Annotated in this window: 25 protein-coding genes; 18 read left to right on the forward strand and 7 right to left on the reverse strand. The window is 59.6% G+C overall.

Annotated elements, in window-relative coordinates; genetic code table 11:
* Positions 1 to 11: 11 nt before the first annotated feature.
* From F8N96_RS29545 to scpA, 6 genes are read left to right on the forward strand one after another with little or no spacing between them, the layout of a single operon-like run.
* On the forward strand, positions 12 to 575 hold the full coding sequence (locus F8N96_RS29545) for an MSMEG_0567/Sll0786 family nitrogen starvation N-acetyltransferase (RefSeq protein WP_150800793.1): 564 nt from the start codon (positions 12 to 14) through the stop codon (positions 573 to 575).
* Positions 565 to 1,560, forward strand: coding sequence for a sll0787 family AIR synthase-like protein (locus F8N96_RS29550; protein ID WP_150800794.1), 996 nt, complete (start codon positions 565 to 567; stop codon positions 1,558 to 1,560). Before F8N96_RS29545 ends, F8N96_RS29550 begins: the two co-directional genes overlap by 11 nt.
* A gap of 1 nt (position 1,561) precedes the next feature.
* The gene (locus F8N96_RS29555; RefSeq protein WP_150800795.1) at positions 1,562 to 1,888 is read left to right on the forward strand and encodes an MSMEG_0570 family nitrogen starvation response protein; all 327 of its coding nucleotides are present in this window, start codon (positions 1,562 to 1,564) and stop codon (positions 1,886 to 1,888) included.
* Between the two features lie 26 nt (positions 1,889 to 1,914).
* Positions 1,915 to 3,138 (forward strand): MSMEG_0569 family flavin-dependent oxidoreductase, encoded by a 1,224-nt coding sequence (locus F8N96_RS29560; RefSeq protein WP_150800796.1) that lies wholly within the window; start codon positions 1,915 to 1,917, stop codon positions 3,136 to 3,138.
* Between the two features lie 56 nt (positions 3,139 to 3,194).
* Entirely contained in the window at positions 3,195 to 4,043 is an 849-nt protein-coding gene (locus F8N96_RS29565) for a Pnap_2097 family protein (protein ID WP_150800797.1), read from the forward strand.
* Between the two features lie 11 nt (positions 4,044 to 4,054).
* Positions 4,055 to 6,151 carry a methylmalonyl-CoA mutase gene (gene scpA / locus F8N96_RS29570; RefSeq protein WP_263596464.1) on the forward strand — a complete coding sequence of 699 codons (2,097 nt, stop codon included), beginning with the start codon at positions 4,055 to 4,057 and terminating at the stop codon, positions 6,149 to 6,151.
* Positions 6,152 to 6,175: 24 nt separating this feature from the next.
* Here the strand turns inward: scpA and F8N96_RS29575 are convergent, their stop codons facing one another.
* Both F8N96_RS29575 and F8N96_RS29580 read right to left on the reverse strand, forming a co-directional pair.
* Positions 6,176 to 6,679 carry a DUF934 domain-containing protein gene (locus F8N96_RS29575; RefSeq protein WP_150800798.1) on the reverse strand — a complete coding sequence of 168 codons (504 nt, stop codon included), beginning with the start codon at positions 6,677 to 6,679 and terminating at the stop codon, positions 6,176 to 6,178.
* Positions 6,676 to 8,349, reverse strand: a complete 1,674-nt coding sequence (locus F8N96_RS29580; protein ID WP_150800799.1) for a nitrite/sulfite reductase — start codon at positions 8,347 to 8,349, stop codon at positions 6,676 to 6,678. Before F8N96_RS29580 ends, F8N96_RS29575 begins: the two co-directional genes overlap by 4 nt.
* Before the next feature lie 300 nt (positions 8,350 to 8,649).
* On the opposite strand from F8N96_RS29580, the gene F8N96_RS29585 reads away from it, so the two are divergent.
* Entirely contained in the window at positions 8,650 to 10,554 is a 1,905-nt protein-coding gene (locus F8N96_RS29585; RefSeq protein WP_150800800.1) for a sigma 54-interacting transcriptional regulator, read from the forward strand.
* A gap of 54 nt (positions 10,555 to 10,608) precedes the next feature.
* On the opposite strand, the gene F8N96_RS29590 is transcribed toward F8N96_RS29585, so the two are convergent.
* Entirely contained in the window at positions 10,609 to 11,544 is a 936-nt protein-coding gene (locus F8N96_RS29590; RefSeq protein ID WP_150800801.1) for a DMT family transporter, read from the reverse strand.
* A gap of 146 nt (positions 11,545 to 11,690) precedes the next feature.
* Between F8N96_RS29590 and F8N96_RS29595 the strand changes: the two genes are divergently transcribed.
* Entirely contained in the window at positions 11,691 to 12,536 is an 846-nt protein-coding gene (locus F8N96_RS29595) for a LysR family transcriptional regulator (protein WP_150800802.1), read from the forward strand.
* Between the two features lie 366 nt (positions 12,537 to 12,902).
* On the opposite strand, the gene F8N96_RS29600 is transcribed toward F8N96_RS29595, so the two are convergent.
* Entirely contained in the window at positions 12,903 to 13,286 is a 384-nt protein-coding gene (locus F8N96_RS29600; protein ID WP_150800803.1) for a winged helix-turn-helix transcriptional regulator, read from the reverse strand.
* 93 nt (positions 13,287 to 13,379) lie between these two features.
* On the opposite strand from F8N96_RS29600, the gene F8N96_RS29605 reads away from it, so the two are divergent.
* Positions 13,380 to 14,507 carry an alkene reductase gene (locus F8N96_RS29605; RefSeq protein WP_150800804.1) on the forward strand — a complete coding sequence of 376 codons (1,128 nt, stop codon included), beginning with the start codon at positions 13,380 to 13,382 and terminating at the stop codon, positions 14,505 to 14,507.
* A 150-nt stretch (positions 14,508 to 14,657) separates the two neighbouring features.
* Here F8N96_RS29605 and F8N96_RS29610 read toward each other — a convergent pair whose 3' ends face one another.
* Entirely contained in the window at positions 14,658 to 15,536 is an 879-nt protein-coding gene (locus tag F8N96_RS29610) for a LysR substrate-binding domain-containing protein (RefSeq protein WP_150800805.1), read from the reverse strand.
* A 195-nt stretch (positions 15,537 to 15,731) separates the two neighbouring features.
* Between F8N96_RS29610 and F8N96_RS29615 the strand changes: the two genes are divergently transcribed.
* Positions 15,732 to 16,145, forward strand: coding sequence for an ester cyclase (locus F8N96_RS29615; protein ID WP_150800806.1), 414 nt, complete (start codon positions 15,732 to 15,734; stop codon positions 16,143 to 16,145).
* Between the two features lie 234 nt (positions 16,146 to 16,379).
* Here the strand turns inward: F8N96_RS29615 and F8N96_RS35150 are convergent, their stop codons facing one another.
* Together F8N96_RS35150 and F8N96_RS29620 are read right to left on the reverse strand one after the other, a co-directional pair.
* Positions 16,380 to 16,523, reverse strand: coding sequence for a hypothetical protein (locus tag F8N96_RS35150; protein ID WP_191630778.1), 144 nt, complete (start codon positions 16,521 to 16,523; stop codon positions 16,380 to 16,382).
* 76 nt (positions 16,524 to 16,599) lie between these two features.
* Positions 16,600 to 17,505 carry a helix-turn-helix domain-containing protein gene (locus F8N96_RS29620; protein WP_150800807.1) on the reverse strand — a complete coding sequence of 302 codons (906 nt, stop codon included), beginning with the start codon at positions 17,503 to 17,505 and terminating at the stop codon, positions 16,600 to 16,602.
* Between the two features lie 161 nt (positions 17,506 to 17,666).
* Between F8N96_RS29620 and F8N96_RS29625 the strand changes: the two genes are divergently transcribed.
* The 8 genes from F8N96_RS29625 to F8N96_RS29660 all read left to right on the forward strand — a co-directional run bounded on the left by F8N96_RS29625 (position 17,667) and on the right by F8N96_RS29660 (position 26,459).
* On the forward strand, positions 17,667 to 19,025 hold the full coding sequence (locus F8N96_RS29625; RefSeq protein ID WP_150800808.1) for a glutamine synthetase family protein: 1,359 nt from the start codon (positions 17,667 to 17,669) through the stop codon (positions 19,023 to 19,025).
* A gap of 184 nt (positions 19,026 to 19,209) precedes the next feature.
* Positions 19,210 to 20,298, forward strand: a complete 1,089-nt coding sequence (locus F8N96_RS29630) for a polyamine ABC transporter substrate-binding protein (protein ID WP_150800809.1) — start codon at positions 19,210 to 19,212, stop codon at positions 20,296 to 20,298.
* Positions 20,295 to 21,587: an NAD(P)/FAD-dependent oxidoreductase gene (locus F8N96_RS29635; RefSeq protein WP_150800810.1), complete on the forward strand. Its 1,293-nt coding sequence runs from the start codon at positions 20,295 to 20,297 to the stop codon at positions 21,585 to 21,587. The genes F8N96_RS29630 and F8N96_RS29635 overlap by 4 nt, the downstream gene beginning before the upstream one ends.
* Positions 21,588 to 21,836: 249 nt before the next feature.
* Positions 21,837 to 22,433: a paraquat-inducible protein A gene (locus tag F8N96_RS29640; protein ID WP_150800811.1), complete on the forward strand. Its 597-nt coding sequence runs from the start codon at positions 21,837 to 21,839 to the stop codon at positions 22,431 to 22,433.
* Entirely contained in the window at positions 22,430 to 23,095 is a 666-nt protein-coding gene (locus F8N96_RS29645) for a paraquat-inducible protein A (protein ID WP_150800812.1), read from the forward strand. The genes F8N96_RS29640 and F8N96_RS29645 overlap by 4 nt, the downstream gene beginning before the upstream one ends.
* Positions 23,076 to 24,731, forward strand: a complete 1,656-nt coding sequence (locus F8N96_RS29650; RefSeq protein WP_150800813.1) for an intermembrane transport protein PqiB — start codon at positions 23,076 to 23,078, stop codon at positions 24,729 to 24,731. The genes F8N96_RS29645 and F8N96_RS29650 overlap by 20 nt, the downstream gene beginning before the upstream one ends.
* A 17-nt stretch (positions 24,732 to 24,748) precedes the next feature.
* Positions 24,749 to 25,309: a membrane integrity-associated transporter subunit PqiC gene (locus F8N96_RS29655; RefSeq protein WP_150800814.1), complete on the forward strand. Its 561-nt coding sequence runs from the start codon at positions 24,749 to 24,751 to the stop codon at positions 25,307 to 25,309.
* 136 nt (positions 25,310 to 25,445) lie between these two features.
* Positions 25,446 to 26,459, forward strand: a complete 1,014-nt coding sequence (locus F8N96_RS29660; protein WP_150800815.1) for an iron ABC transporter substrate-binding protein — start codon at positions 25,446 to 25,448, stop codon at positions 26,457 to 26,459.
* Positions 26,460 to 26,462: the final 3 nt, after the last annotated feature.

Here is a 26,462-nt window from a genome sequence, read left to right on the forward strand (position 1 = left end):
GGAGCCTGACCATGGCCGAACACGCTTTCGCCTTGAGCGACGACACGTTCCGGGATTTCCTCGCCGACGATTTGCTGGTCAAGCCGGCCGATGAAACCTGGGAGCGCAGCGGCTACTACGCACTGCGCCGCGCGGTGTTCTGTGAGGAGCAGCGCTTGCTGGAGAAAGACAAGGACGAGCGCGACTTTCAGGCCATTGCCATTGTTGCCATCGCCCACCACTGCGGCATGCCGGAACAGGTGATCGGCGCCGTGCGGATCTACCAGACCGAGTCCGGCGTCTGGTTCGGTGGTCGTCTTTGCGTGGACCGGGCCTACCGCCGCCACGGCATGATCGGCAAAGCACTGGTCAACGAAGCCGTATCACGGGCCATCGACCTGGGCTGCCAGACCTTCCTGGCCACCGTGCAGATCGCCAACCAGCAGTACTTCCATGGCTTGCACTGGCAGACGCTTGAGGCCATCGAACTGCTTGGCCAGCCCCATGTGCTGATGCAGGCAGACCTTGATTGCTACCCTTTCATGCGGCGTCAGGTTGCCTTGACGTCTCGCCGGAGCCGTCGCCATGGTGATTGATCTGCGCACCCTGTTGGCGGCCCTGAAAAACACGCCGGCCATGCTTTCCAAACAAGCCATCCAGCAACCGGCGCGAGCGATCCCGGCGCGGGCGTGCAGCGACGATGAACGCTACGCGTTACCCGGTGACGACACCGCAGCCATCCGTTGTGGCGACCAATACCAACTGCTCGCCATCGAGGGCATGTTGCCGAACTTTGTCGCCCAGGCCCCGTGGTTCGCCGGCTGGTCGGCGGTCATGGCCAACGTCAGCGATATAACCGCCATGGGCGGCCGTGCCACGGCAGTGGTCAATGCCTATTGGCACCACGATCTCGACGCCGCCGACAGCCTGCTCGCCGGCATCCGCGACGCCTGCAGCGCCTATGGCCTGATCCTCGCGGGCGGTCATACCAGCCTCAGCCCCGACAACCCGGCGGCACTTGCCGTGGCGATCACCGGCTGGGCCCGCAGCCTGCTCTCGACCCTGCACGTCGCACCCGGCCAGACCCTGGCCATGGTCGTGGATCTTAACGGCCAATGGCACGGTCAAGCGCCCTACTGGAAAGCCTTCGAAGGCGTATCCGGCGAACGCTTGCGGGAAAAGCTCGAAGTCATCCCGCGCCTGGCCGAGGCCGGCCTGTTAGTGGCCGCCAAGGACATCAGCAACGCCGGGATTCTCGGTTCCTTGCTGATGTTGCTCGAGCCCACAGGATGCGGGGCTCGCATCAATCTGGATTGCCTGCCCCGGCCTGGCGATGCGTCCCTGGAGCGCTGGCTGCAAGCCTTCCCCAGCTACGGCTTCCTGTTGACCCTCAAGCCGGAAGACCTGGCCACCGTGCAGGCAGCCTTCGCCTTCGAAGGTTTGCACTGCGCGCCAATCGGCACGATCAACGACAGCGCCTGCCTCGACGTACAGCTGGCCGACCAGCACCACCAATTCTGGAACCTGCGACAGCAGCCCTTTACCGGCTTCAGCTACCCCAACCTGATCAAGGAGCACTGACATGCCCGCCGTCAACATCCGCTTGCGCTGGCCCGATGGCCAGGAGAGCAACGCCTACTCGCCGTCCACCACCATCTACGAACACCTGCAAGCGGGCCAAAGCTACCCCATGGCCGATTTTCTGCGCCGTGCCGAAACCGGCCTCAACAATGCCTCCGAACGGGTCAGGCAGGTCAAGGGTTTCTATTGCAGCGCAGCGATGGACACGCTCGGCAGCCTGCGCCTGACCGCGAACAAATTCACCGCGAGCGAGGCGCAGGTCGAGGTACTGGAAATCAAAAACCAGGGCGCCGGCCAGGTGAATTACGCCGGATTTTCCGAGATTTGAATCACGACTTTTCAGAGGACCACAGCATGACCCACTACAAAGCGATCGTTATCGGCGGCGGCCAGGCCGGCCTTTCGGCCAGTTACTACCTGCAACAGCAAGACATCGACCACCTGGTGCTGGAAAAACACACCCTGACCCACACCTGGCGTAACCAGCGCTGGGACGCCTTCTGCCTGGTGACGCCAAACTGGCAATGCGCCCTGCCCGGCTATCCCTATGCCGGTGACGACCCGCACGGATTCATGAAAAAGGAGCAGATCATCAACTACCTGGACGGCTTCATCGCCAAGGTCAACGCCCCGGTGCGCGAAGGCGTGACCGTACTGCGCATGACCACCCGCGCAGAAGGCGGCTACCTGCTCAACACCAGTGCAGGCGACTTCAGCGCCGACCAGGTGATCGTCGCCAGCGGCGGATACCACACCCCGATCATTCCGCGCCTGGCCGAACGCCTGCCGCTCGAGATCCGGCAGATCCACTCCGAACAATACCGCAACCCCGATGAGCTGCCAGAGGGCGCAGTCCTGGTGGTCGGCTCCGGGCAGTCCGGCGCGCAAATCGCCGAAGACCTGCACCTGGCCGGTCGCAAAGTGTTCCTTGCGGTGGGCGATGCGCCCCGCTGTGCACGCTTTCACCGTGGCAAGGACGTGGTCGACTGGTTGGCCGAGATGGGCTACTACGACATGGGCGTTGATATACACCCGCTGCGTGAGGGGGTACGCGACAACACCAACCATTACGTCACCGGCCGCGACGGCGGGCGCGACATCGACCTGCGTCGCTTCGCCAGCGAAGGCATGCAACTGTTCGGTCGCCTGGACAGCCTGGACGGCACCACCCTCAAGTTCGCCCCGGACCTTGGCAGCAACCTCGACGCCGCTGACGCCGTGTACAACAGAATCAACGCGAGCATCGACAAGTACATTGCGGAAAAAGGCATCGAGGCTCCCGCCGGCGTTGTCTACGAACCGCTGTGGAAGCCCGGGCAGGAAATCACCGAGCTCGACCTGGCAGGCTCCGGCATCACCAGCATCATCTGGTGCATCGGCTTCCAGCCGGACTTCACCTGGGTCGACGTCCCCGTGTTCAACGGCCGCAGCTATCCCGGGCACCAACGCGGCGTGACCGCCCAGAAGGGCCTGTACTTCCTCGGCTTGCCCTGGCTACACACCTGGGGCTCGGGGCGGTTTTCCGGGGTGGCCCGGGATGCGCAGTTTGTGGTCGAGCATCTGGCCGCTGGCCGCTGACTTTTCGACTGGCATTTATCCGTCGGCCCTGCGCGGGCCGACATCAGGGGTTCAGCATGCATAACGTCAGCCTCGAACAGACTTACCTCGCCGGCATGCCCAATCTGGCTTACACCGGCTTGTCCGAAAACTGGCTGCTCAAGGAATGCGGTCACCAACATTGGCTGGCGCTTGCCGCATTGTACGACCGCCCGTTGCCGGACTTTCTCGACCCACAGGGGCGCATCGCCTATGCCGCCTTCACCCTGGTCAAAAGCCAGGGGCTGCAGTTGCAGGCGATCACCGAGAATCGCTCGTTCAGGATAGAAACAACACTCGGCCGGGCCGGCCAAACCCGGCATTACAGCGAACAACGGCTGATGCTCGGCCAGCGCTGTGTCGCACAAATCAGCCTGATGTCGACCTTTGTCAGCCGCCACACGCCGGGGGACAATCGTAGTGTCGCCAAAGCCTGCCTCAAGGGCGCCCAGCCGATCGAGGCCACCCTCCCCGTCGCCATGCAGGCCTTGCATGCGCTCGGCAAGCAGTTGCGTAAAGGCGACTGGCTCGAGCACTTCGAGATCAGCCGTACCGCGTCGGTACCAACGCCTGTGTTCTCATTTACTCCCTGTCCCGACGTCGACTTCAATGGCGCCGAATTTCTTTATTTTGCCAACTTCCAGGCGCTGGTCGAGCGCGCCGAATGGAGTGTCCTGGAGCTACGCCGCCCGGGTTTGGTACGGCAACGGGAAATTCACTTCCACGGCAACCTCAACATAGGTGACAGCGTTCACGTTCATATGCGTACCGCCGAAGCTGGCCAACACTCACGGCATTGGTGCGAGATTTTTCGCCAGTCCGACGGCTACAAGCTCGCCGATGTCTTTACCGAGAAAACCTGGCCTCGGGAGTGCACACGACCATGACTCGATCGCCCTTGCACCGCCCCCAAGGCCTGCAACTCAAAGCGCTTTACCGCCCCGGCGACCTGACCGGCATCGAGCATCTGGACAGCGATCCAGGAACGCCGCCTTATCTGCGCGGCCCCTACGCCAGCATGTACGCCCACAAACCCTGGACGATCCGTCAATACAGCGGTTTTGCCGACGCGCAGCTGTCCAATCAGCGTTTGCGCCAAAGCCTCGCCGAGGGCGCCCAGGGACTGTCCGTTGCATTCGATCTGCCGACCCATCGTGGCTACGACTCCAACGACGCTCACTGCGCCGCCGACGTCGGCAAGGCTGGCGTGGCCATCGACAGTGTCGAGGACATGCTCGAGTTGTTCGATGGCATCGCGCTGGACCGGGTCTCGGTGTCAATGACCATGAACGGCGCGGTATTGCCAGTTCTGGCCGCCTTTATCGTGGCCGCCCAGGAGCGCGGCATCGCCAGGGAGCAACTGAGCGGGACCATCCAGAACGACATTCTCAAAGAGTTTATGGTGCGCAACACTTACATCTTTGCCCCCGAACCTTCGCTGCGTATCTGCACCGATGTCATCGAATACCTCGCCCGGCACATGCCTCGCTTCAACCCGATTTCGGTGTCCGGCTATCACTTCCAGGAAGCCGGGGCCGATCCGATACTCGAATTGGCACTGACCCTCCTCAACGCACGTACCTACGTCGAGCAGGTGCGACTTCGAGGTCTGGATATCAACGCCTTTTGCTCGCGGATGAGCTTCTTCTTTGGTGTCGGCAACGACTTCTTTACCGAGGTGGCAAAGCTGCGGGCCGCGCGGGTTTTGTGGAACGAGATCAGCGAACAATCGGGAGCTGACAACCCGAGCGCCAGGGCCATGCGCATGCATTGCCAAACCTCCGGCTGGACGTTATCTGCACAGGAGCCGATGAACAATGTCGTGCGCACGACCGCGCAGGCCATGGCCGCGGTATTTGGCGGTACCCAGTCACTGCATACCAACGCCTGGGATGAAGCCCTCGCGCTACCCAGCGAAAGTTCGGCACGGCTGGCAAGCAATACCCAACAAATCCTGCAAGAAGAAACCGGTCTGTGCGATGTCATCGATCCTTGGGCCGGTTCTTACATGATGGAGTCCCTGACCGCGACGATGTGCCGTGAGGTGCGCGCGTGCATTGCACGCATAGACGGCGAAGGCGGCGTGGTCGCGGCTATCAACAATGGCTCGATCAGCATGATGATCCATGCCCAGGCAGTTCGGACACAGGCGCGGCTCGATAGCGGTGAGCTGCGGCGGGTCGGAGAAAAGACTGCGAGCGCGACATCGCAGGCCCTCCATACGACACATTCGGTGGATAGCCTCTCGGTCCGTCAGCGCCAAATTCACCGACTCAAGCATATGCGTATCAGGCGAGACGAGGCAAAGGTACAGGCGCACCTTCAGGCACTCACCCATTGCGCGCGGAGCGGCCAGGGCAATCTGCTGGAACTCAACATGGCCGCGATGAGCGCCAGAGCGACCGTAGGCGAGTGCACGACGGCACTGGAAAAAGCATGGCCTCGTCACCGTCAGGCGCCTGCTTTTCAACCCGACGGCTATGGTGCCCTGCGCGGCCAATTGCCTGGTTGGGCGGCACTTTGTGAACGTACTTCACGCTTTTCGACACAGCATGGCCGGCCGCCACAGGCACTGCTCGGAAAACTCGGCCAGGATGGCCATGATCGCGGGATCCGCTTGATCGCATCAGTACTCGTCGAGGCAGGATTCAGGGTCAGGATGCTGCCACTGTTTCAGAGTCCAACTGAGTTGCTGGCCTCCATGGACGACGCCGGGCCGGTTGACCTGATCGGGTTTTCCAGCCTGGCAGGTGCGCACAACGAAATACTCTGCGACCTGCTCGACCATCTGCATCGCCAGCGCATCGACGTCCCCGTTGTGTTGGGCGGGATCATTGCGCAATCGGACATCGCCTCGCTCACCGCGCAGGGTGTCAGTGCTGTCTTCGGTCCCGGGGAAGATCTGGTCGACATTGCCCAACAGTTGATGAGCCTTGTCGAGCGACACTCGTTTCCTGTCGTTAATCCGGCCACCCAGGCCTTTGCCAAGGCCTGAGTATCACTGATTGACGAGTACAGATCAGCGGCGCCGAAACAGCGGCCGGGGTTCAATCACCGAACGCCCATACAGCACGCTCATACCGGCCAGCCCTTTCAGGGCATCTTCAGGGGATTTGTCTTCACGCACGGCAAAACTGGTGAACCCGCACTGGCGCATATGGCTGAGCTGATCGCGCAGCACGTCGCCGATGGCGCGCAACTCGCCTTCCCAGCCCAGTCTCGTTCGCAGCAGATAGGCTTGGCTGTAGCCGCGTCCATCGCGAAAGCTGGGAAAATCCAGGGCGATCAGTGGCAAGACATCCAGCCACATTTCCAGGCTTTCCAGATCGTCATCGGGCCCGAGCCATACGCCATCCACGCTGATTTTTTGCAGCTCGTCCTTCTCCTGTCGCTGGCGCCAGCGAGCCAATGGCAGGATCAGCGGGCCGGCCGGGAGTTCGCCCTCGGTGTCGCGGATCAAGGTCCAGTGATCATCCACAACGTGGCGCGCCCGCCCTTCGCACAACATCAGCAAATTGTTCATGCCAGGGCCTCCGCGTGCTTGGGGTAGACCCGCTCCTTGAACGGCTCGATACCGATGCGGGAGAAGGTATCTATGAAGTTTTCCTCGACTTCGCGATAGTCGACGAAGGTGTCGACGATGCGCTCGATAACATCCGGGATTTGCTCGGCGCTGAACGACGGGCCGATCACTTTGCCCAATGCCGCGGCTTTGCCCTGAGCGCCACCCAGGGTGATCTGGTACCACTCCATGCCATTTTTATCGACGCCAAGGATGCCTATATTGCCGATGTGGTGATGACCACAGGCATTCATGCAGCCGGAAATGTTCAAGCTGAAATCGCCCAGGTCATGCAGGAAGTCCAGGTCTTTGAAACGCGCCTGGATCGCCGCGGTAATGGGCAGCGAACGAGCATTGGCCAAGGCGCAAAAGTCACCACCGGGGCAGGCAATGATGTCAGTCAACAAGCCGGCATTGGCCACCCCCAGACCCTGCTCGCAGGCCCGCGTCCACAGCGCGAACAAATCGCTCTTGTGCACATCCGGCAAAATCAGATTCTGCTCATGAGCGATACGTATCTCACCGAAACCAAAAAGCTGCGACCAGTCGGCCACCGCCTCCATCTGCTCTGCCGTCAAGTCGCCAGGCGGTGTGTCCGCCCCGGGTTTTGTCGACAGCACTGCACTCACATAGCCCGGGACTTTATGTCCCTGGGTATTACGCGAGACCCAGCGTGCAAAGTCAGGAGAAGCCATCAGCTGACTGCCAAAACTCAGTTCGGTATCACTCACCGATTGATACGCCGGTGCGACAAAGGCACGGGCGACGCGCTGGTATTCGGCCTCTGTCAGTTGTGCCGGGCCATCTTTGATTTGCTGCCACTCCTGTTCGACTTCAGCAGCAAAGGCTTCGATGCCCAGCGACTTGACCAGGATCTTGATTCGCGCCTTGTACTTGTTGTCCCGCCGTCCGTGACGGTTGTAGACCCGCAGCACCGCTTCGACATAAGACAGCAAGTGCTCCCAGGGCAGGTCCTCGCGGATCTGCTGGGACAAGATCGGAGTACGCCCCAATCCACCGCCGACCATCACCCGCAAGCGCATATGGCCTGCTTCGTCGGCATACAGGTACAGGCCGATGTCGTGCATCATGATCGCCGCGCGATCCTGTTTTGCAGAACAGATAGCAATCTTGAACTTGCGCGGCAGGTACAAAAACTCCGGGTTGATCGTCGACCACTGGCGCAGGATTTCGGCCAAAGGTCGCGGATCCATCAGTTCATCGGCCGCGACCCCGGCAAAGGCTTCTGTGGTGATATTGCGCACGCAGTTTCCCGAGGTCTGGATCGCATGCATGTCCACTTCTGCCAGGTGCTGCAGAATCTCAGGCACCTGCTGCAGCTCGATCCAGTTGAACTGCAGGTTTTGCCGGGTGGTGAAGTGCCCGTAGCCGCGATCATAGTCGCGAGCGATTCGCGCCAGGGTGCGCAACTGCCGCGCCGACAGAGTGCCGTAGGGTATGGCGACCCGCAGCATATAGGCATGCTTTTGCATATACAGGCCGTTCTGCAGACGCAGCGGCAGAAACTCTTCTTCGCTCAACTCGCCCGCCTGATAGCGTTCGACCTGATCGCGAAACTGCTCTACGCGCTCCAGCACCAGTGCACGGTCGTAGTCGTCGTATTGATACATGCTCGGGACCTCATCAGTGTTTGCCCTCTCACACGGGGCAACTTCGATGGGGTCAATATGCACTTGCGCCGATATTCGTTACAGATTCAGCTTCTGCATAAAAAACCGGATCAGATCAGGATGAATGCATCCGGTACTCGCGCCTGATCTGATATCGTTTTTTTAAAATTTGATGTTTCTGTTTACTCAGGTTAATCGAATTAATCTGAGATGGTTTTTTATTGCGCATCTGATGCTGTCAATGAATCACGCACTCCCGTAGATATACGAAAATTCGTAATGTCACGAGATATCGTACCCATGAACGAGACTGACTCCATCAATGGCTGGGCCGACCTGGCCTACTCTTCACGACACATGGTTTTCGAGCATTGCGCCGAAGCCATTGCGCTACTCAACCCCTTCTCTGACCGCTTGATGGACCTGAACATCGCAACCTGCAAGTTGCTCGGTTACCCGCGTCAGGAGCTGCTTGATCTGCCTGTGAGCAAGTTGTTTGGGCATCAGTTGGCGGACTTGATCGTGTTTACCCAAGCCGTCATGGATAAAGGTCGCGGCTGGACTGAAGAACTGAGTTGCAATTGCAAGACCGGTGAGCGCATCGAATTGGCGATTTCCGCCACGACCTTGCAGATCAAGGGCCAGCAGCAGCTTATTGTGGTACTGCGCGAACTGAGCCATGAGCAATACCAGCGCGACCAGGCCCACACCGAGCGCACCATGCGCGGCGGGCTGATCGAGTGGCGCAATATCCTCAACCTGTTCCAGGAATCGGAACGTGATAACCAGTTGCTGCTCAGTTCGGTGGGGGACGGTATCTACAGCATCAACAGTGAGGGCCTGGCTACTTTTGTAAATCCGGCCGGGGCTCGCATGCTGGGCTGGGAGCCCAGGGACATGATCGGCAAGAACATCCACCGCATTCACCACCACACCCATGCCGACGGCAGCCAATACCCGGTCGAGAACTGTCCGATCTACAAGGCGGTGCGTGATGGCGTGGTTCACGAAGGACGACAGGAGATCTTCTGGCGCCGCGATGGTAGTTCGTTCCCGGTGGAGTTCACCAGTACGCCAGTGATTTCCGATGGCCGAATCGTCGGGGCCGTGGTGGTGTTTCGCGATATCACCGAACGGCGCAATACCGAAACCCAACTGCAAAGTGCGCTTGATGAACTGCAGGTACTGAAAAAGCGCCTGGAAGAGCAAAACGCCTACTTGCAGGAGGAAATTCACATCGAGCACAACTTCCGCGAGATCGTCGGCCAGAGCGCGCCCATTCTGAAAATCATCAAGCAGATCGACGTAGTCGCCCCTACCGATGCCAGCGTGCTGATCAACGGCGAGTCGGGCACCGGCAAGGAATTGATCGCCCGTGCGATTCACCAGGCCAGCCGCCGCAACGCAAGTCCGCTGATCCGGGTCAACTGCGCAGCCATTCCCACCGAGCTGTTCGAAAGCGAATTCTTCGGGCATATCCGTGGCGCCTTCACCGGCGCTGTCCGCGATCGTGTCGGGCGTTTCGAACTGGCCGATGGTGGCACGCTTTTCCTCGACGAGATCGGCGAAATCCCCCTGGAACTGCAAAGCAAGCTGCTGCGGGTTTTGCAGGAGGGCCAGTTCGAGCGGGTCGGCGAGGAGCGCACGCGCAAGGTCGATGTCAGGATCATCGCCGCCACCAATCGCGACCTGCGCCTGGAGGTCGCGGCCAAGCGCTTTCGCGAAGACTTGTATTTTCGCCTCAACGTATTCCCGATCCAGTCTCCCGCACTACGCGATCGTCCCATGGACATCGCTCCTCTCGCTGCGCACTTCCTTAAACAAACCGCAAAGCGGCTGAACATGCCTGGGCGTCGTCTGCGCAACCTGGATATCGAGCGCCTGCAGCACTACTCCTGGCCGGGCAATATCCGCGAACTGCAAAACGTCATCGAGCGTGCGCTGATCACTTCAATCGGCGTAGACCTGACGCTCGATCTGCCCGAAGAGAACAAACACAGCCCTCTGCTGACTCAACCATCCAGCGTCTCCCCCACGATCATGACCGATGCCCAGTTGCGCGAACTGGAGCGCAACAACATGCAGGCTGCGCTCAAGGCCGCTGACGGCAGGTTGTTTGGCAAAGGTGGAGCAGCCGAACTTCTTGGGCTGAAACCCACGACGTTGGCTTCAAGGTTCAAACGGCTGGATATCAAGCCCGGATAGCATCACGTCAGCCGCCTGCTTGCCAGCGATGGGTTGCTGAACGCCTTGCGGAGCTCAGCGCGGGCTGGCAGCAGCGGCTAACGGGTCAGGTTGTGTCGGCCTGAACACCAGACCCGAGGCAAACACCACGCCCAGAATGACGCCACCGGCGCCAAGCAGTTGCCAGACATTGGGCGCTACACCCAACACCGAAGAAACCAGCATGGTGAACACCGGGGCCAGGTTGAAAAAGATCGACGTGCGTGCGGCACCGATGGCGTGGATACCTTTGAACCACAGCAAGTACGCGATCAACGAACCGCAGACCGCCAGGTAGATGACTGCACCATGAATGGACAGCGAAGCGCTACTGATGTTGGTCATCGGAGCCTCATAGATGAAGCCCAGAACGATCAGGCCAATTACACCGAACAACATGGAGAAGGTTGTTGTTTCCAGCGGCGTTGCATTTTTGACAAAGCGCCGTGTGCCGACCATGTTCGCAGCCCATGCAATGCTGCCGGCCAGAATGATCGCATCACCGGTGGCCACTTTCAGCCCCAGAAGCACCTGGATATCCCCTCGGGTGATCACCAGGCCTACGCCCAGCAAGCCCAACACGAGACCTGTGGCACGGCCCCGATCAATGCGTTCGCCTTCAAGCAGCACCGCAAAAATCATGGTCCACAGCGGCGTGGTCGCCAGGATCAGTGCGCCGTTGATGGGGGTGGTGCTTTGCAGGCCAAAGAATGTCGCGAGGTTGAACGCAGTAAATCCAAGCAGGCCCAGGCCGATAAAAGCCACCAGATTGTTCTTCAGCGTGCTCAGGCGCAACTTGCCGGCCAGACCGAAAATCAGTACGAGTAACAGGGTAGAAATCGAAAAGCGCTCAATGGAAGCGCTGATGGGTGCCATGCTCTTAATGATGTAGGCACCCGCGTTGAAGTTGGTGCCCCAGAAAAATGTGGCACCCACGATGCCGGCATACGCGAGAGGCGTTGATTTAGACATGGCTTTTTCCTCGTCAAGTCGTGCGATGAAAACCCGGCAGCACGCGGGGCTCTTTGCACCTGTTTGTCAGGTGCTGAAAGATTCTTGCAGGCCTACCGACGGGGCAAAACTCCCCATTAATTCACCTTCCATATGAGAAAACGCCCATGTTTGACTGGGAGGATCTTCGCTATTTCATTGTCTTCGCCCATGAGCAGTCGTTATCCGCGGCGGCACGCAAGCTCAAGGTCGACCATGCCACCGTGGCGCGGCGCATCAGTGCGCTGGAGGGCTCGCTTAACCTGAAACTGGTGGACCGCCGCCCGCGCTCGTACGTCATCACCGAGGACGGGGAACGTATCGCCCAGTTGGGGCGACGCATGGAAAGCGAGTCCTTCGCGGTGCAGCGCACTGCGTTGGCCGGGCAGGACAGCTATACCGGCGAAGTCATCGTCAGTGCCCCACCAGCGCTGGCCTGTACCCTGATCGCGCCCCGCATCAATGGATTGCGCATGAAACATCCGCAGCTGTCCCTGCAATTGATTGGTAGCCTGGGCAGCGCTTCCTTATCACGACGCGAGGCGGATATAGCCGTGCGCCTGAGCCGCCCCACGGAGCCGGACCTGGTGGCCCGCAAGGTCGCGACGTTGCCGTTTCACCTGTATGGCTCGCCGGACTATCTAGCCAACACAGCCGCGCAAGACCTGACCTTCATCGCTTACGACGAGACGATGGAACAAACACCACAGCAGGACTGGCTCAAGGCGCAAGCGGGTGACCGAGCTATCCTGCTGCGCAGCAATGACCTGAATATCCAGGCCACCTGCGCTCAAGCAGGCGCCGGTATTGCCGCACTGCCCTACTTCCTTGGTCGCCACTACGGCCTGCAAGCGATGGAGACCGTGGGAGCGGATTTTGCGCGGGATGTGTGGTTAGTGGTCCATAGCGACATCCGGTATACCCCGGCGGTCCAGGCGGTGATGAGTTTCCTTGTGTCCTGTTTTGAAAACTGAGTCAGCACGGTTGTGCATTTTTGCGGACACCGTCCGCACTTTTTCAGGCTGGCGAGCGGGTACATCCAGCGGCAAAAATGGCATATCGAATGCCCGATCAATCTTTCAATGCCCTTCGAGGATGTCAGTGACAGACCCGCACCCAAAACCGACGGTTGCTGTTTCCGTTTTGTTGGCCATCGCACAGATTATGGTCTGGGGTGGTTCATTTTTTATGATGGCGATGCTTGCAGGGCCGGTGGTCAAGGGTACTGCTGCCCGCGTTGGGAAGGCCCATGGGCCTTGATGCTCTCCTCAAGTTTGATGAACGACGGGGGGAGCCAACTGCTCCTGCCCTTCAAACGTCTAGTTAGCGGCAGACTCGCACTACCGCTGGCCGTCAAGCGGACGCACGACCGCGTCGCACGGTAGCAGTCGGTGGGTATCCCCCAGTTCTTCGGCATGTTGCTGGCCCCAATCCTGAAGCGACGCAATCAGCGGCTGAAGACTCAATCCCAATGGCGTCAACGTGTAATCGACGCGTTGCGGCTCTTCAGGACAGGTTTTTCGCCAGACAATGCCGTGTTCTTCGAGCGACTTGAGCTGCTGGATCAGGACTTTCTGCGAGATGCCGGTAATTTGAGCCTCTATCTCGCACGTTCGCTTGGGACCCTCCAGCAAGACATGGATGATGACTGCTTTCCAGCGTCCTGAAATGATGCCCAGGGTTCGCTCGATAGGTAGACGGGGAAGCAATTTTGTAAGGGTCATAGGGCGATCTGATCTTGCATACCAAAGGGTGTGTAGATAGGAGAATAAGCGCTAACTAATCTGGTTCTCCAGCTCACTTTGGAGATAATTCAGATGTCCTCCTTGTTCAATACCTATGCACTAGGTACCCGCAGGCTGCAAAACCGCATCGTCATGGCCCCGATGACCCGATCTCGCACATCCACCGGGGACATCCCCAATGCGCTGATGGCGACCTACTATGCGCAACGGGTGAGTGCTGGCCTGATCATTACGGAAGCAACCGATGTCTCTGCGTTCAGCAACGGCTATGCCTGCACTCCTGGTATTTATACAGCGGAGCAGACTCAAGGTTGGCGCCTGGTGACCGACCGGGTCCATCGCCACGGCGGTACGGTTTTTCTGCAAATCTGGCATGTCGGCAGAATGGCCCACCACACAATGCTACCTGACGGAGAGGCACCGCGTGGCGCGACCGATGAGAGAGCAGGACAATCCGATGTCTTTATCTACGACAGCGATGGCTCGGCGGTTTTCGTTCGCGCAGACACCCCGCGCAAGATCGAAACCGAGGAGGTTGCGGGATTGTTCGATGAGTTCACCCTTGCCTTCAGAAATGCGAAGGCTGCCGAGTTTGATGGTGTGGAAATTCACGGAGCCAATGGTTATCTCTTCGACCAGTTCATGAACTCGACCCTTAACACCCGCACTGATCAATATGGGGGGCAGACACCTCAAACACGCACGCGCCTGCTGCTGGATGTGGTCGACATTGCGATTCGGGAACTAGGGACCGACAAGGTCGGCGTTCGCGTCTCCCCATTCGGAAAATTCAATAGCATGCCCTCTGATCCATTCGCTGAAGAAACTTTGCTGTACCTGTGCAGCGAGTTGAGTCGCCGTGAAATTGCCTATCTGCATGTCGTCTATCAACCGTTACCTGCAGGCAACACCGTGGACAGCGAGTTCAACGAATTCAATCTCAGTGACGACCTGGTGCGAAAGGTGCGTGAAGCCTTTCAGGGAACATTGATCTGGTGTGGAGGATTTGACAAACAGTCGGCTCAGGCGGCATTGGATGAAGGCTGGGCAGACCTGATAGCTTTCGGCAGACCCTTCATTGCCAATCCTGATTTGGTGGATCGTATGACAAACAATTGGCCGCTGGCTGAGGCTCATCATTGCGCCTTCTATACACGCGACGGTGAGAAGGGTTATACCGACTTCCCATATTTCGAGTAAGCCGAAGAGCGCCCGTCAAATCGCATTTGTCGTGGGTAAAGGGGCGCAAACGCGATCAGCGCGTCTATTGAATCTGCATCAATCTTCGACAAAGCAACAAATGCAATGAAACCAGGCTGCGCGGCTCATCCGCCCGCGCAGCCTTAGACCTCAGGTCAAACTGGTTCCCGACATCAAGCCTTCGGTCAGCAACGAAACCAGAGGCTGGACCAGATGCTGCGTGCGCAACTCATCACCAATCACCGCCACCTCCGTCGTTGGCAACGTCGGCAGTTTTTCCGAGGGCTCGACAATCCGCATGCCTTCCTGCAGGAACGAAGTGCCCAGCGCGGTAATGCCGAGTCCGGCCGCGACGGCTGCCTGAACACCCATCAGGTTGCTGGCAAGGCAGGCTGAAGACCATTCACGTCGTACCGACGCCATCGCTTCGATCATGATTGCGCGATAGGCGCACGGTGGTCGCATCATCACCAGGCGAACCGGGCGCGAGGCCTCGATTTCATAGTCCTTGGCGGCGATCCACACCAGCGGCTCGCGCCAAATGATTCGACCGCGCTGAGCGTTGTTGCCGATCTTGCGTTTGGCAATCACTACATCCAGTTGGCCGGCTTCGTAGTCGCTCAACAGGTCGCTACTCAGGCCTGTTGTGAGTTCAAGCTGGACATCGGGGTAAAGCTTGCTGAACCGCGACAACAGCCTCGGCAATTGTGTGGGCACGAGATTTTCCGAGATCCCCAGGCGTAGCAGGTTAACTGCCGCTGGCTCCTTGATCTCCCGAACGAAATTGTCGAAGTGCACCATCATCTTGCGCGCGCCGACCAGCAGGCGCTCGCCGTCCGGCGTCAGGGTCAAGGTTCGGCTGGTACGTGCGAACACCCGCATGCCCAGCACTTCTTCCAGGCGGATGATCTTCTGGCTGACGGCCGATTGCGACCGGGAAATCACCTCGGCCGCTGCGGTAAAACTGCCGGTTTCCGCCACGGCAATGAACGCCCGCAACAAATCGATTTCAACGTCTCCAGCTTGCATGATGAATTCGTCTTTCTACTAGATGCCATTAACTTTATGCGTTTGAGTTCTTGATAGCAAACTCCGAATATCCCAACCATGGAGCCTTATCGTCGTACCTGCACGGGTGCATCGCTTACGCCCCTGCCCCACTGAGATCTATTTAGCGTCACTACTGAAGGGGCCTTAACGCCCCAAAAAATCGAGGAAACCCTGATGGTGGACCATAAAGCTGTAGAAATTGTTGAGCGCTTCTGGCGTGAAGTCTGGCAGGCGAAAGACCCGCAAGCCGCAGCACGCTTCGTTGCAGAGGACTTTGTCATTACCTCTGGCGGCGTCGACATTGTCGGGCTCGAAGCCTTTATAGAATGGATCGGCGTTTTCCTGTCGAAAATCGAAGACTTCAACTTTGACAGCATCGAAACTTTTCAAAATCAGGAAGGCACTCGTGTGGCTTCGCGCTGGAAACTCACGGGGAAAAACCTTGGTTTCGTCGGCGCACGCTCATGCCGCACGCCATTCGAAATGCTTGGCACTGCCGTCTGGGAAGTACGCCCGGATGGCTTGCTGGCGCACAACTGGGTCGAACGCAACGCCCTCGAAGTTCATCGCGATTTGATGGCGCTCTAAGTTCTCCCGCAGCAGCTTGGTTCCAAACCAACGCCCTCGACGCTCGTCCACGCAACGAAGTTGAGGGAGTCATTTATCAATGAGGATGCTGCCCGGCCGCCGGAAATCGTAAAGAGCAGAAGAAAAACTATTCCTTGGGCAGGACTTTGTTACCGGCGCTTCTGGGATTTGACAATCCGGGCAGTTGATACGGATCTGATTATCCACCCTGGGACTGATCCAGTCCCAGGCTTGCTAACGCATACGCACGCTACTGACCGCGCCGCGCGCCATCTGCAATTCTTCGCCTTGCAACCACTGGGCGTAATAGTCTTTCAGCTCCTCCTCCCAGCCAATCACTTCATCCAGCAAGTGCTCGGCGTGTTCGCGGGCACGCATTAAGTTTGCACTTTAGATATTAATAGCGACCACGGCGAGTATTATCCTGGATAAAGCTCACCTGGATGAGCTTTATTTAACGACAACTCCGCTTGAGCGTCTCACTTGGCAATTCTTGAAACAGCGCCCGATAGCTGCTCGAAAACCTGCCCAGATGCCAGAACGACCACTGCATCGCCACTTCCGCCACCGTGGTCTCCGCGGGCGAGCGCTTGAGCAGTTCGCGGTGCGCGCTGTTGAGCCGGCGCAAGCGTAGCCAATGGGTGGGCGTCATGCCGGTGTAGGCCTTGAAGGCCTGCTGCAACTGACGCAGGGACACCCCGGCCACTTGGGAAAGCTCCAGCAGGTTGAGGGTTTCTTCCGGAATGTCGGCCGCCCATTCACCGATTCGCTTCATCACCGCCCGTTCTTCGGCGCGGCGCCGCAAGCCTCCGCGATCGAGGCAGACGCAGGCGTTATCGAGGATGTAAAGACAGTCCTCCAGCAACTGCTGGGTCAATGCCTCCTTGCTCGGCGGATCGAGCGTCTGCGTCAGGCGGGTCAGGGTCCCGCTCAGCCAGCGGCTGAACAGCGCGTTCTGCCCCGAATTCAGCGGCGCCATGAACAGCCCTTCGAGCCGGGCGACATTCAGGCCGTGGCGCTGAACGAACGCAGGGCCGAACACCACGGCAATTTCCTGGTAGTTCTCCGGGGTAATCCAGATGTTGCGGCTTTCCTCATTCAACACGTACAGCGCGTTGTCGCTGCGATCGAAACAGAACGCCAGCGAGCCCTCGGGCGCACTGAAATTCTGCTCGACCCGGGTGTTCATGTGTTCCTCGTAGATCTCCACGCCTTGCAGGTCCAGGTAGCGCACCCGCCCGGCAAAATGCCCCGGCGACATCTGCTGGTAGTGCTGGACCCAACCGGGTGTGGCGCGGATTTGCTCGGCGACATCGGCGGTGTTGAAGGCTTGGACTTGTAAGGGATTGCACGCTGTCATGGGTGACCTTACGCACTCGTTTGGTGCGTTTTGGTGCTGCTGAAAGTGGATAGATGGAACCGCAAGGCTCGCCCAAGATAGTCGTCAACGCGCCACAGGGGAAGTGGGTGGTGGATGAAACCACCCTCCCCGGCGTTAATAAAACCAATAACGAGGTCTCTATGAATGCCCCTTTCGATCAGCTGTTCACGTGGCTGAAAGATCACAAGATTACCGAAGTCGAGTGTGTCGTCAGCGACCTGACCGGCATTGCACGCGGCAAGATCGCACCGACCAACAAGTTCCTGCATGAGCGAGGCATGCGCCTGCCGGAAAGTGTGCTGTTGCAAACGGTAACCGGGGACTTTGTCGACGATGACATCTACTACGACCTGCTCGATCCGGCCGACATCGACATGGTGTGCAAGCCCGTTTCCGATGCGGTCTACGTGATTCCCTGGGCCATCGAGCCGACCGCGATCGTGATCCACGACACCTTCGACAAGTTCGGCAATCCGATCGAACTGTCGCCGCGCAACGTGTTGAAGAAAGTGTTGCAGCTGTACACCGACAAAGGCTGGAAGCCGATCGTCGCGCCGGAAATGGAGTTCTACCTGACTCAGCGCTGCGAAGATCCGGACTTGCCGCTCAAGGCGCCGCTGGGGCGTTCGGGCCGCGCGGAAAGTGGCCGGCAGTCGTTTTCCATCGACGCCGCCAACGAGTTCGATCCGCTGTTCGAGGACGTCTACGACTGGTGCGAATTGCAGGGCCTGGACCTCGACACCTTGATCCACGAAGACGGCCCGGCGCAGATGGAAATCAACTTCCGCCACGGCGACGCACTGGACCTGGCGGACCAGATCACCGTGTTCAAACGCACCATGCGTGAGGCGGCGCTCAAGCACAACGTTGCGGCGACTTTCATGGCCAAGCCGATCGGTGACGAGCCCGGCAGCGCCATGCACATTCACCAGAGCGTGGTCGATATCGCCAGCGGGCAACCGATCTTTGCCAATGCCGACGGCAGCATGAGCGAGCTGTTCCTGCACCATATCGGCGGACTGCAGAAGTACATCCCCAAAGTGCTGCCGATGTTCGCCCCCAACGTGAACTCCTTCCGCCGGTTCCTGCCGGACACTTCGGCGCCGGTGAACGTCGAATGGGGCGAAGAAAACCGCACCGTCGGCCTGCGCGTGCCGACCTCCACGCCGGATTCGATGCGGGTGGAGAACCGCTTGCCGGGCGCCGATGCCAACCCTTATCTGGCGATTGCGGCGAGTCTGTTGTGCGGGTACCTCGGCATGGTCGAAGGCATTGAACCCAGCGCTGCGGTCCAGGGCCGTGCCTACGAACGGCGCAATCTGCGCCTGCCGATCACCATCGAAGACGCCCTGACGCAGATGGAGGAATGCGCAACCATCGGGCGCTACCTGGGCAGCAAGTTTGTCCGTGGGTATGTCGCGGTCAAGCGCGCCGAGCACGAGAACTTCAAGCGGGTGATCAGTTCCTGGGAGCGGGAATTCCTGATGCTCAGCGTCTGAGATTTGCGCTGTCTTTCAGGGCCTCTTCGCGAGCAGGCTCGCTCCCACAGGGGAATGCTTTCCAAATGTGGGAGGACCCGTCCCACAGGGGAATGCTTTCCAAATGTGGGAGCGAGCCTGCTCGCGAAAGCGGCCTCAAATACAACAAAAAAAGCCTGACAAAAAATTAATAAGAGGTGTCGCCATGCATCTATTGAAATCCATGCTCCCCGCCGCCCTGGCCGTGCTGTTCAGCTCCGGTGCGCAGGCTGTGCAAAGCGTCAGCGTCTACAACTGGACCGATTACATCGGCGAGACCACCCTCGCCGACTTCCAGGCCAACACCGGGATCAAGGTGATCTACGACGTATTCGATTCCAACGAAACCCTGGAGGGCAAACTGCTCGCCGGGCGCACCGGGTACGACGTAGTGGTGCCGTCCAACCACTTCCTCGCCCGCCAGGTGAAGGCCGGGGCCTTCCTCAAGCTGGACCGCTCGCAGTTGCCCAACTTCAAGAATCTTGACCCGAAACTGCTGACGTTGCTGGAGCAGAACGATCCGGGCAACGAGCATTCGGTACCCTATCTGTGGGGCACCAACGGTATCGGCTACAACGTCGACAAGGTCAAGCAGGTGCTGGGCATCGACCGCATCGATTCCTGGGCCGTGTTTTTCGAGCCGGAAAACCTGAAAAAGCTCAGCCAGTGCGGCGTGTCGATGATGGATTCGGCGGATGAAGTGTTCCCGGCGGTCCTCAATTACATGGGCATGGACCCGCGCAGCGAAAAGCCTGAGGACTACAAAAAGGCTGAAGCCAAGCTGCTGACCATTCGCCCTTACATCACCTATTTCCATTCCTCCAAGTACGTGTCGGACCTGGCCAATGGCGACATTTGCGTAGCGTTCGGTTACTCGGGCGACGTGTTCCAGGCCGCCAACCGGGCCAAGGAAGCGAACAACGGCGTGAACATCGCCTACGCGATCCCCAAGGAAGGCAGCAACCTGTGGTTCGATTTGCTGGCGATTCCCGCCGACGCCGGCAACCAGAAAGAAGCCCATGCGTTCATCAACAACCTGCTCGACCCGCACGTGATCGCCAACGTCAGCGCTTCGGTCGGTTACGCCAACCCGAACCCGGCTTCCCAGCAATACATGAACGCCGAACTGGTCAATAATCCAGAGGTGTATCCGCCTCAGGCAGTCCTCGACAAGCTCTACATCTCGACCACCCCGCCCCAGCCGATCATGCGACTGATGACCCGTTCCTGGAGCAAAGTGAAATCCAGCCAATGAACAACCTACACGCGCAGTCCTATTACGCGGCGACAGCGAACAGCATGGCGCCCTACCCTACGCTGGACCAGGACCTGGTCGCCGATGTGTGCGTGATCGGCGGCGGGTTCACCGGGGTCAACACGGCAATCGAACTGGCGCAGCGCGGGCTCTCGGTAATTGTGCTGGAAGCCCGGCGGATCGGCTGGGGCGCCAGCGGGCGCAACGGCGGGCAGTTGATCCGCGGGGTCGGTCATGACGTCAGCGGTTTTGCCCGGCATGTCGGTGAAGAAGGCGTGCGTTACCTCGAGCGCGCCGGGATCGAGTCGGTGGAACTGGTGGGTAACCGCGTCCGCGAACACAAGATTGACTGCGACTTGCACTGGGGCTTCTGTGAGCTGGCCAATACCAAGGCGCAGTTCGCCGCCTTCAAGGCGGAGCAACAAAGCCTGGCCGAGTCGGGATACGCCCATCAGACCTGTCTCGTGGGGCCGGAGCAGATCCGTCAGCAAGTGGTGGACTCCGGGGTGTATGCCGGCGGTCTGGTGGACATGGGCTCGGGACACTTGCACCCGCTCAACCTGGTCCTCGGTGAAGCGCGACTGGCGCACAGCCTCGGCGTGCGGATCTTCGAGCAAAGCCCGGTGCTGGAGTTGATTCATGGCAGCACCGTGCAGGTGCGCTGTGCCGCTGGCACGGTACGCGCCGGCACGCTGGTGCTGGCGTGCAATGCGCACCTGGAAGAGCTGGAACCGAAACTTAGTGGCAAAGTACTGCCGGCGGGCAGCTACATCATCGCCACCGAGCCTTTGGCTCCCGAGGTTGCAGTGCGGTTGATCCCGCAGAACCTGGCGTTGTGCGACCAGAAAGTCGGCCTGGATTATTACCGGCTCTCGGCGGACCGGCGCCTGCTGTTTGGCGGGGCCTGCCATTATTCCGGGCGCGATCCGGTAGACATCGCGGCGTATATGCGTCCACAAATGCTCAAGGTGTTCCCGCAACTGTCGGACGTGCGCATCGACTATCAATGGGGCGGCAAGATTGGCATCACCGCCAACCGCTTCCCCCAGGTCGGGCGTCTGAGCCAGCATCCGAACGTGTTTTACGCCCAGGGTTACTCGGGCCATGGCCTGAACGTGACCCACTGGTGTGCCAGGCTGTTGGCCGAAGCGATCCATGCCGGACACAGCCAGGGGTTCGACGTGTTCAGCGCCGTGCCGCACATGACCTTCCCTGGCGGGCCGATGCTGCGCTCGCCGCTGCTGGCCCTGGGCATGTTCTGGTATCGGTTGCGCGAATTGCTTGGCTGACATTCGAATGTCCACCGCATCCCCCTGTAGGAGCCGGCTTGCTGGCGAAGGCGGCCTGGAGCCCTGCACCGCCCTTGAAGACGCCTTCGCCGGCAAGCCGGCTCCTACAGGGGGGCATCGGTGGCTTGATTAATTCGTTACGACATCATGCCCCCAGCGCTTCGTTCAACCTTTCGATTTGCTCAATCGCAAGGCACTTCTATATTGAGGGGGTGCTCTGACTTTCCTGTCTCCTGGCGAGTGCGGCCTATGGCTACGACTGACCACCTGATCATCTGCGAGCACTGCGACTGCGTGTATGAAAAAGTCACGCTCGCCAAACATCAGAAAACCCTGTGCACGCGCTGCGGCGGCGTGCTCCAGCGCTATAACGGTCTTTCAGTGGAACAGCGTCTGGCGCTGACCTTCACGGCGGCAGTCCTGTGGGCATTCGCCAATTTCTATCCGGTCATGAGCATCAGCCTCAAAGGCCTGAAAAACAGCGCGACGCTCTGGGACTCGGTGCTGGCCCTCAGCCAGGGCCCGATCACCTTCATTGCGCTAGTGGCGGCGATTTCAATGATCATCGCGCCGGTGTTCCAGCTGTTGCTGCTGATCTGGGTCCTGAGTTATGCCCTCGCGAACCAGCGCTCGCCCGGCTTCAGGTTCTGCATGCGCTGGCTGGAAACCCTGCGCCCCTGGAGCATGCTCGAAGTCTGCCTGTTGGGGACCATGGTCGCGGTGTTCAAACTCGCCGGATTGCTCGATGTGTTGCCCGGTATCGGTCTGTTCGCCCTGGCGGTACTCAGCTTGATGATGATCCGCATTGCCGGACGCGATATCCGCGAACTGTGGGACATCTCATGACCACGCCACCGGTCGCCAGCGAACTCAACCTGTGCCTGTGCCACAGCTGCGGCCTGGCCTGTGACATCACCCATGACCCCCATGAATGCGAACGGTGCGGCGCACCGCTGCACCGGCGCAAGACCGACTCGCTGACCCGGACCTGGGCTTACCTGCTGGCGTCGCTGATATTTTATGTGCCGGCCAACCTGTTGCCGGTGATGAACACCACCATGCTCGGTTCCGGTTCCGAGAGCACCATCATGGGCGGCGTGCTGGAATTCTGGCAGCACGGCGCCTGGGACATCGCCCTGATTATCTTCATCGCCAGCATCGCGGTGCCGGGCATCAAGTTCGTCGCCCTGACGATGCTGCTGGTGACGGTCCAGCGCGGGAGTTCCTGGGCGCTCAAGGAACGCTCGAAGCTGTACCGATTCGTCGAACTCATCGGTTACTGGTCGATGCTCGACGTGATTGTCGTCGCCCTCGTGGCGGCGCTGGTGAAGTTCCAGGCCCTGGGCGATATCGAACCGCGCCAGGGCATTCTGTTCTTTGGCCTGGTGGTGGTGTTCACCATGCTGTCGGCGATGAGTTTCGACCCGCGCCTGATCTGGGACAAGCAGGATAAAGCACGCAACAGCCCACCCAACGAGGAGGTCATGGATGAAGTCGCAAGCCACTGACGGGCCGCAAGCCCCCGGCCCGGCCCCGGTCAAGACCCGCCGTTTCAGTATTTCGCTGGTATGGATCGTTCCGATCGTCGCCGTCCTGGTGGGGATTTCACTGGTGGTGCACAGCCTCATGCAGGAAGGGCCGACCATCACCATCACCTTCAAGACCGGCAGCGGCCTGACCGCCAACAAGACCGAGGTCAAATACCGCAATGTGGTGATCGGGCATGTCTCGGACGTGGAACTGAGCGACGACCAGAAGAGTGTCAACGCCACCGTCAAACTGTCCAAGCAGGCAGAAAGTTTCACCCGCCAGGACTCGCAATTCTGGGTGGTGCGCCCGCGTATCGGCGCCGGCGGGGTTTCGGGTATCGATACCTTGCTGTCCGGGGACTACATCGGCGCCGATATCGGTCAGTCCAACACCCGTGCGAAGAACTTCACGGGGCTGGAAAACCCGCCGCCCATCACCTATGGCGAACCGGGCAAGCGCTTCACGCTCAATACCCAGGACCTCGGCTCGCTGGACATCGGCTCGCCGGTTTACTACCGCAAGATTCCGGTCGGCCAGGTGGTGGCCTATGCCCTGAACGCCGACGGCAAAGGGGTGAATATCGAAGTGTTCATCCACGCGCCCAACGATGCCTACGTCACCGAGAACACCCGGTTCTGGAATGCCAGCGGCATTGACGTCAACGTTGGCGCCAACGGCGTTGCGGTGAAGACCGAGTCGCTATCGTCCTTGCTGGTGGGCGGCATTGCCTTCCGCGCCCCGGAATACAGCCCCAACGATCAGCCGGCCAGCGAGGATAAAGCCTTCGACCTGTTCGACGACCAGCAAACCGCCCTCGCCCCGCCCCACGGCAAGGGGCAGTACCTGAGTTTGCGTTTCGACCAGGCGTTGCGCGGGCTCAAAGTCGATGCGCCAGTGGAGTTTCTCGGCATCGAATTCGGCAAAGTGGTGTCGATCAACCTGGATTATGATGCGAAAAAGCGCAGTTTTCCGGTCAATGTCGGCATTCTCATCTACCCGCAACGCCTCGGTACGGCCCACTCCAAAATGCTCAAGGCCTTAAATCATGATCCCAATGATGAGGCCGCCGGCGTGCGGTTGATGGGCAGCTTTATCGAAAACGGTCTGCGGGCCCAGGCCCGTAGCGGCAATCTGTTGACCGGCCAGCTGTACATCGCGCTCGATTTCTACCCCAAGGCAGAGAAAGTCGCGTTCGATCCGAGTGCCCGTCCCGTCAGCATTCCAACGATTCCCGGCAGCCTCGAGCAGTTGCAGGAAAAACTCGAGGGCATGGTCAACAAGATCAACCAGCTGCCGATCGAGCGCATCGCCGGCAACCTCGACAGCAACCTCGTCGAGCTGCGCAAAGGCCTGGTCCAATTCAATGCCAAGACCCTGCCCGGCGTGCAAACCACCCTGGCGGACGTCAGCAAAACCCTGCAATCGGCGACCTCGACCCTGGCCGAAGACTCACCGCAACGTGAACAACTGACCCAGACCCTGGACGAGCTGGGACGCATGTCACGCTCCTTGCGCGACCTTTCCGATTACCTGGGCCGACATCCGGAAGCGCTGCTGCGCGGGCGTCCCAACAATGCCGCGCCAATGGATCTGCAAGCGCCACCGCGCAATTGAGCACAGGAGCATTACCCATGGCTTTTCCGCTGAAGATCACCTTGGTTGGCGCGCTGCTACTGCTCACCGCTTGTCGCAGTGACCCGATTCAATTTCACACCCTGGTCCCGACCCAACCGGGCGGCCACTCGAAGTCCGCCGTTGCGGATATCCAGATCGAAGCGATCAGCGTCCCGCCCCAGGTCGATCGTCCGCAGATCGTCATCCGCCAGGGCAACAGTGGCCTGGCGATCCTGGAAACCGAGTGGTGGGCCGCGAGCCTGGTGGATGAGTTGAGCAGCGCGTTGCAGGATCAACTGATCAACGGCAATTCCCAACGCAGGATGTCAGTGCGGCTCGATGTGCAACGCTTTGACTCGATTCCCGGCCAGTACGGCCTGATCGACGTCAAATGGCGCCTGCGTAATCTGGGCGAAAGCGATAACGCGCTGGTGACGTGCCGCAGCACCTTACAGACGCCTTCGGGGCCTAGCATCGATGATTTGGTGGCGGCCCAGCAGAGCAACGTCAAACGCCTGGCCGCGCTCATCACCCAGGCGGCGAATGGAACACAAAGAGGTTGCCCGTCCGCCCAGTGACCTGACGATTTTTCGCATCCGGCACAGGAGATTTACCAGGCTTAAACCTGCAAATGATTCGTATTGGCCTACAATAATTGACGACCGTCCCGGTCACGTCTGCGTGCATGATTCTAAAAAACAGGAGCTGCCCGGCATGATCCCCCCTATCCCGTCTTTTCTTAAATATGCAGTGCTGACGGCCGTGCTGTTGAGCGCCGGCCATGGGTACGCCGCTGATGCCGACGGCATCGTGGTCTACAACGCCCAGCACGAAAGCCTGACCAAAGCCTGGATTGCAGGCTTCACCAAGGAAACCGGGATCAAGGTCACCGTGCGCAATGGTGACGACACCGAGATGGGCAATCAGATCGTGCAGGAAGGCGCGTCCTCCCCGGCGGATGTGTTCCTGACCGAGAACTCCCCGGCCATGGTACTGGTGGACAACGCCGGACTGTTCGCACCGGTGGCACCGGCGACCCTTGAACAAGTCGACGCGGCCTACCGTCCGGCCCATGGCAAATGGGTAGCCATTGCCGCGCGCTCCACGGTATTCGTCTACAACCCGGGCAAACTGCCGGAAGCCGGGCTGCCCAAGTCGTTGATGGACCTCGCAGGTCCGGACTGGAAAGGCCGCTGGGGCGCTTCGCCGGCCGGCGCCGACTTCCAGGCGATCGTCGCCGCCGTGTTGGCACTCAAGGGTGAAGCCGCGACCCTCGAGTGGTTGAAAGGGATGAAAAGCAACTTCACTGCGTACCGGGGTAACAGCGCCGTGCTCAAGGCGGTCAATGCCGGCCAGATCGATAGCGGCGTGATCTACCACTATTACCGTTTCGGCGATCAGGCCAAGACCGGTGAAAACAGCAAGAACACCGCCCTGCACTACTTCAGGCACCAGGATCCCGGCGCCTTTGTCAGCCTGTCCGGTGGCGGCGTCCTGGCGTCCAGCAAACACAAGGATCAGGCTCAGGCCTTCCTCAAGTGGGTCACCGGCAAAGACGGCCAGGCCATCCTCAAGACCGGCAATTCGTTCGAATACGCGGTGGGCAAAAACGCCGAATCCAACCCAAAACTGGTGCCTTTGCAGCAGCTTGACGCGCCGAAAGTCGACGTTTCGAAACTCGACAGTAAAAAAGCCGTGGAGCTGATGACTCAGGCCGGACTGCTCTGATTG

The sequence above is a fragment of the Pseudomonas fluorescens genome (assembly GCF_902497855.1).
GTDB lineage: Bacteria > Pseudomonadota > Gammaproteobacteria > Pseudomonadales > Pseudomonadaceae > Aquipseudomonas > Aquipseudomonas fluorescens_BI.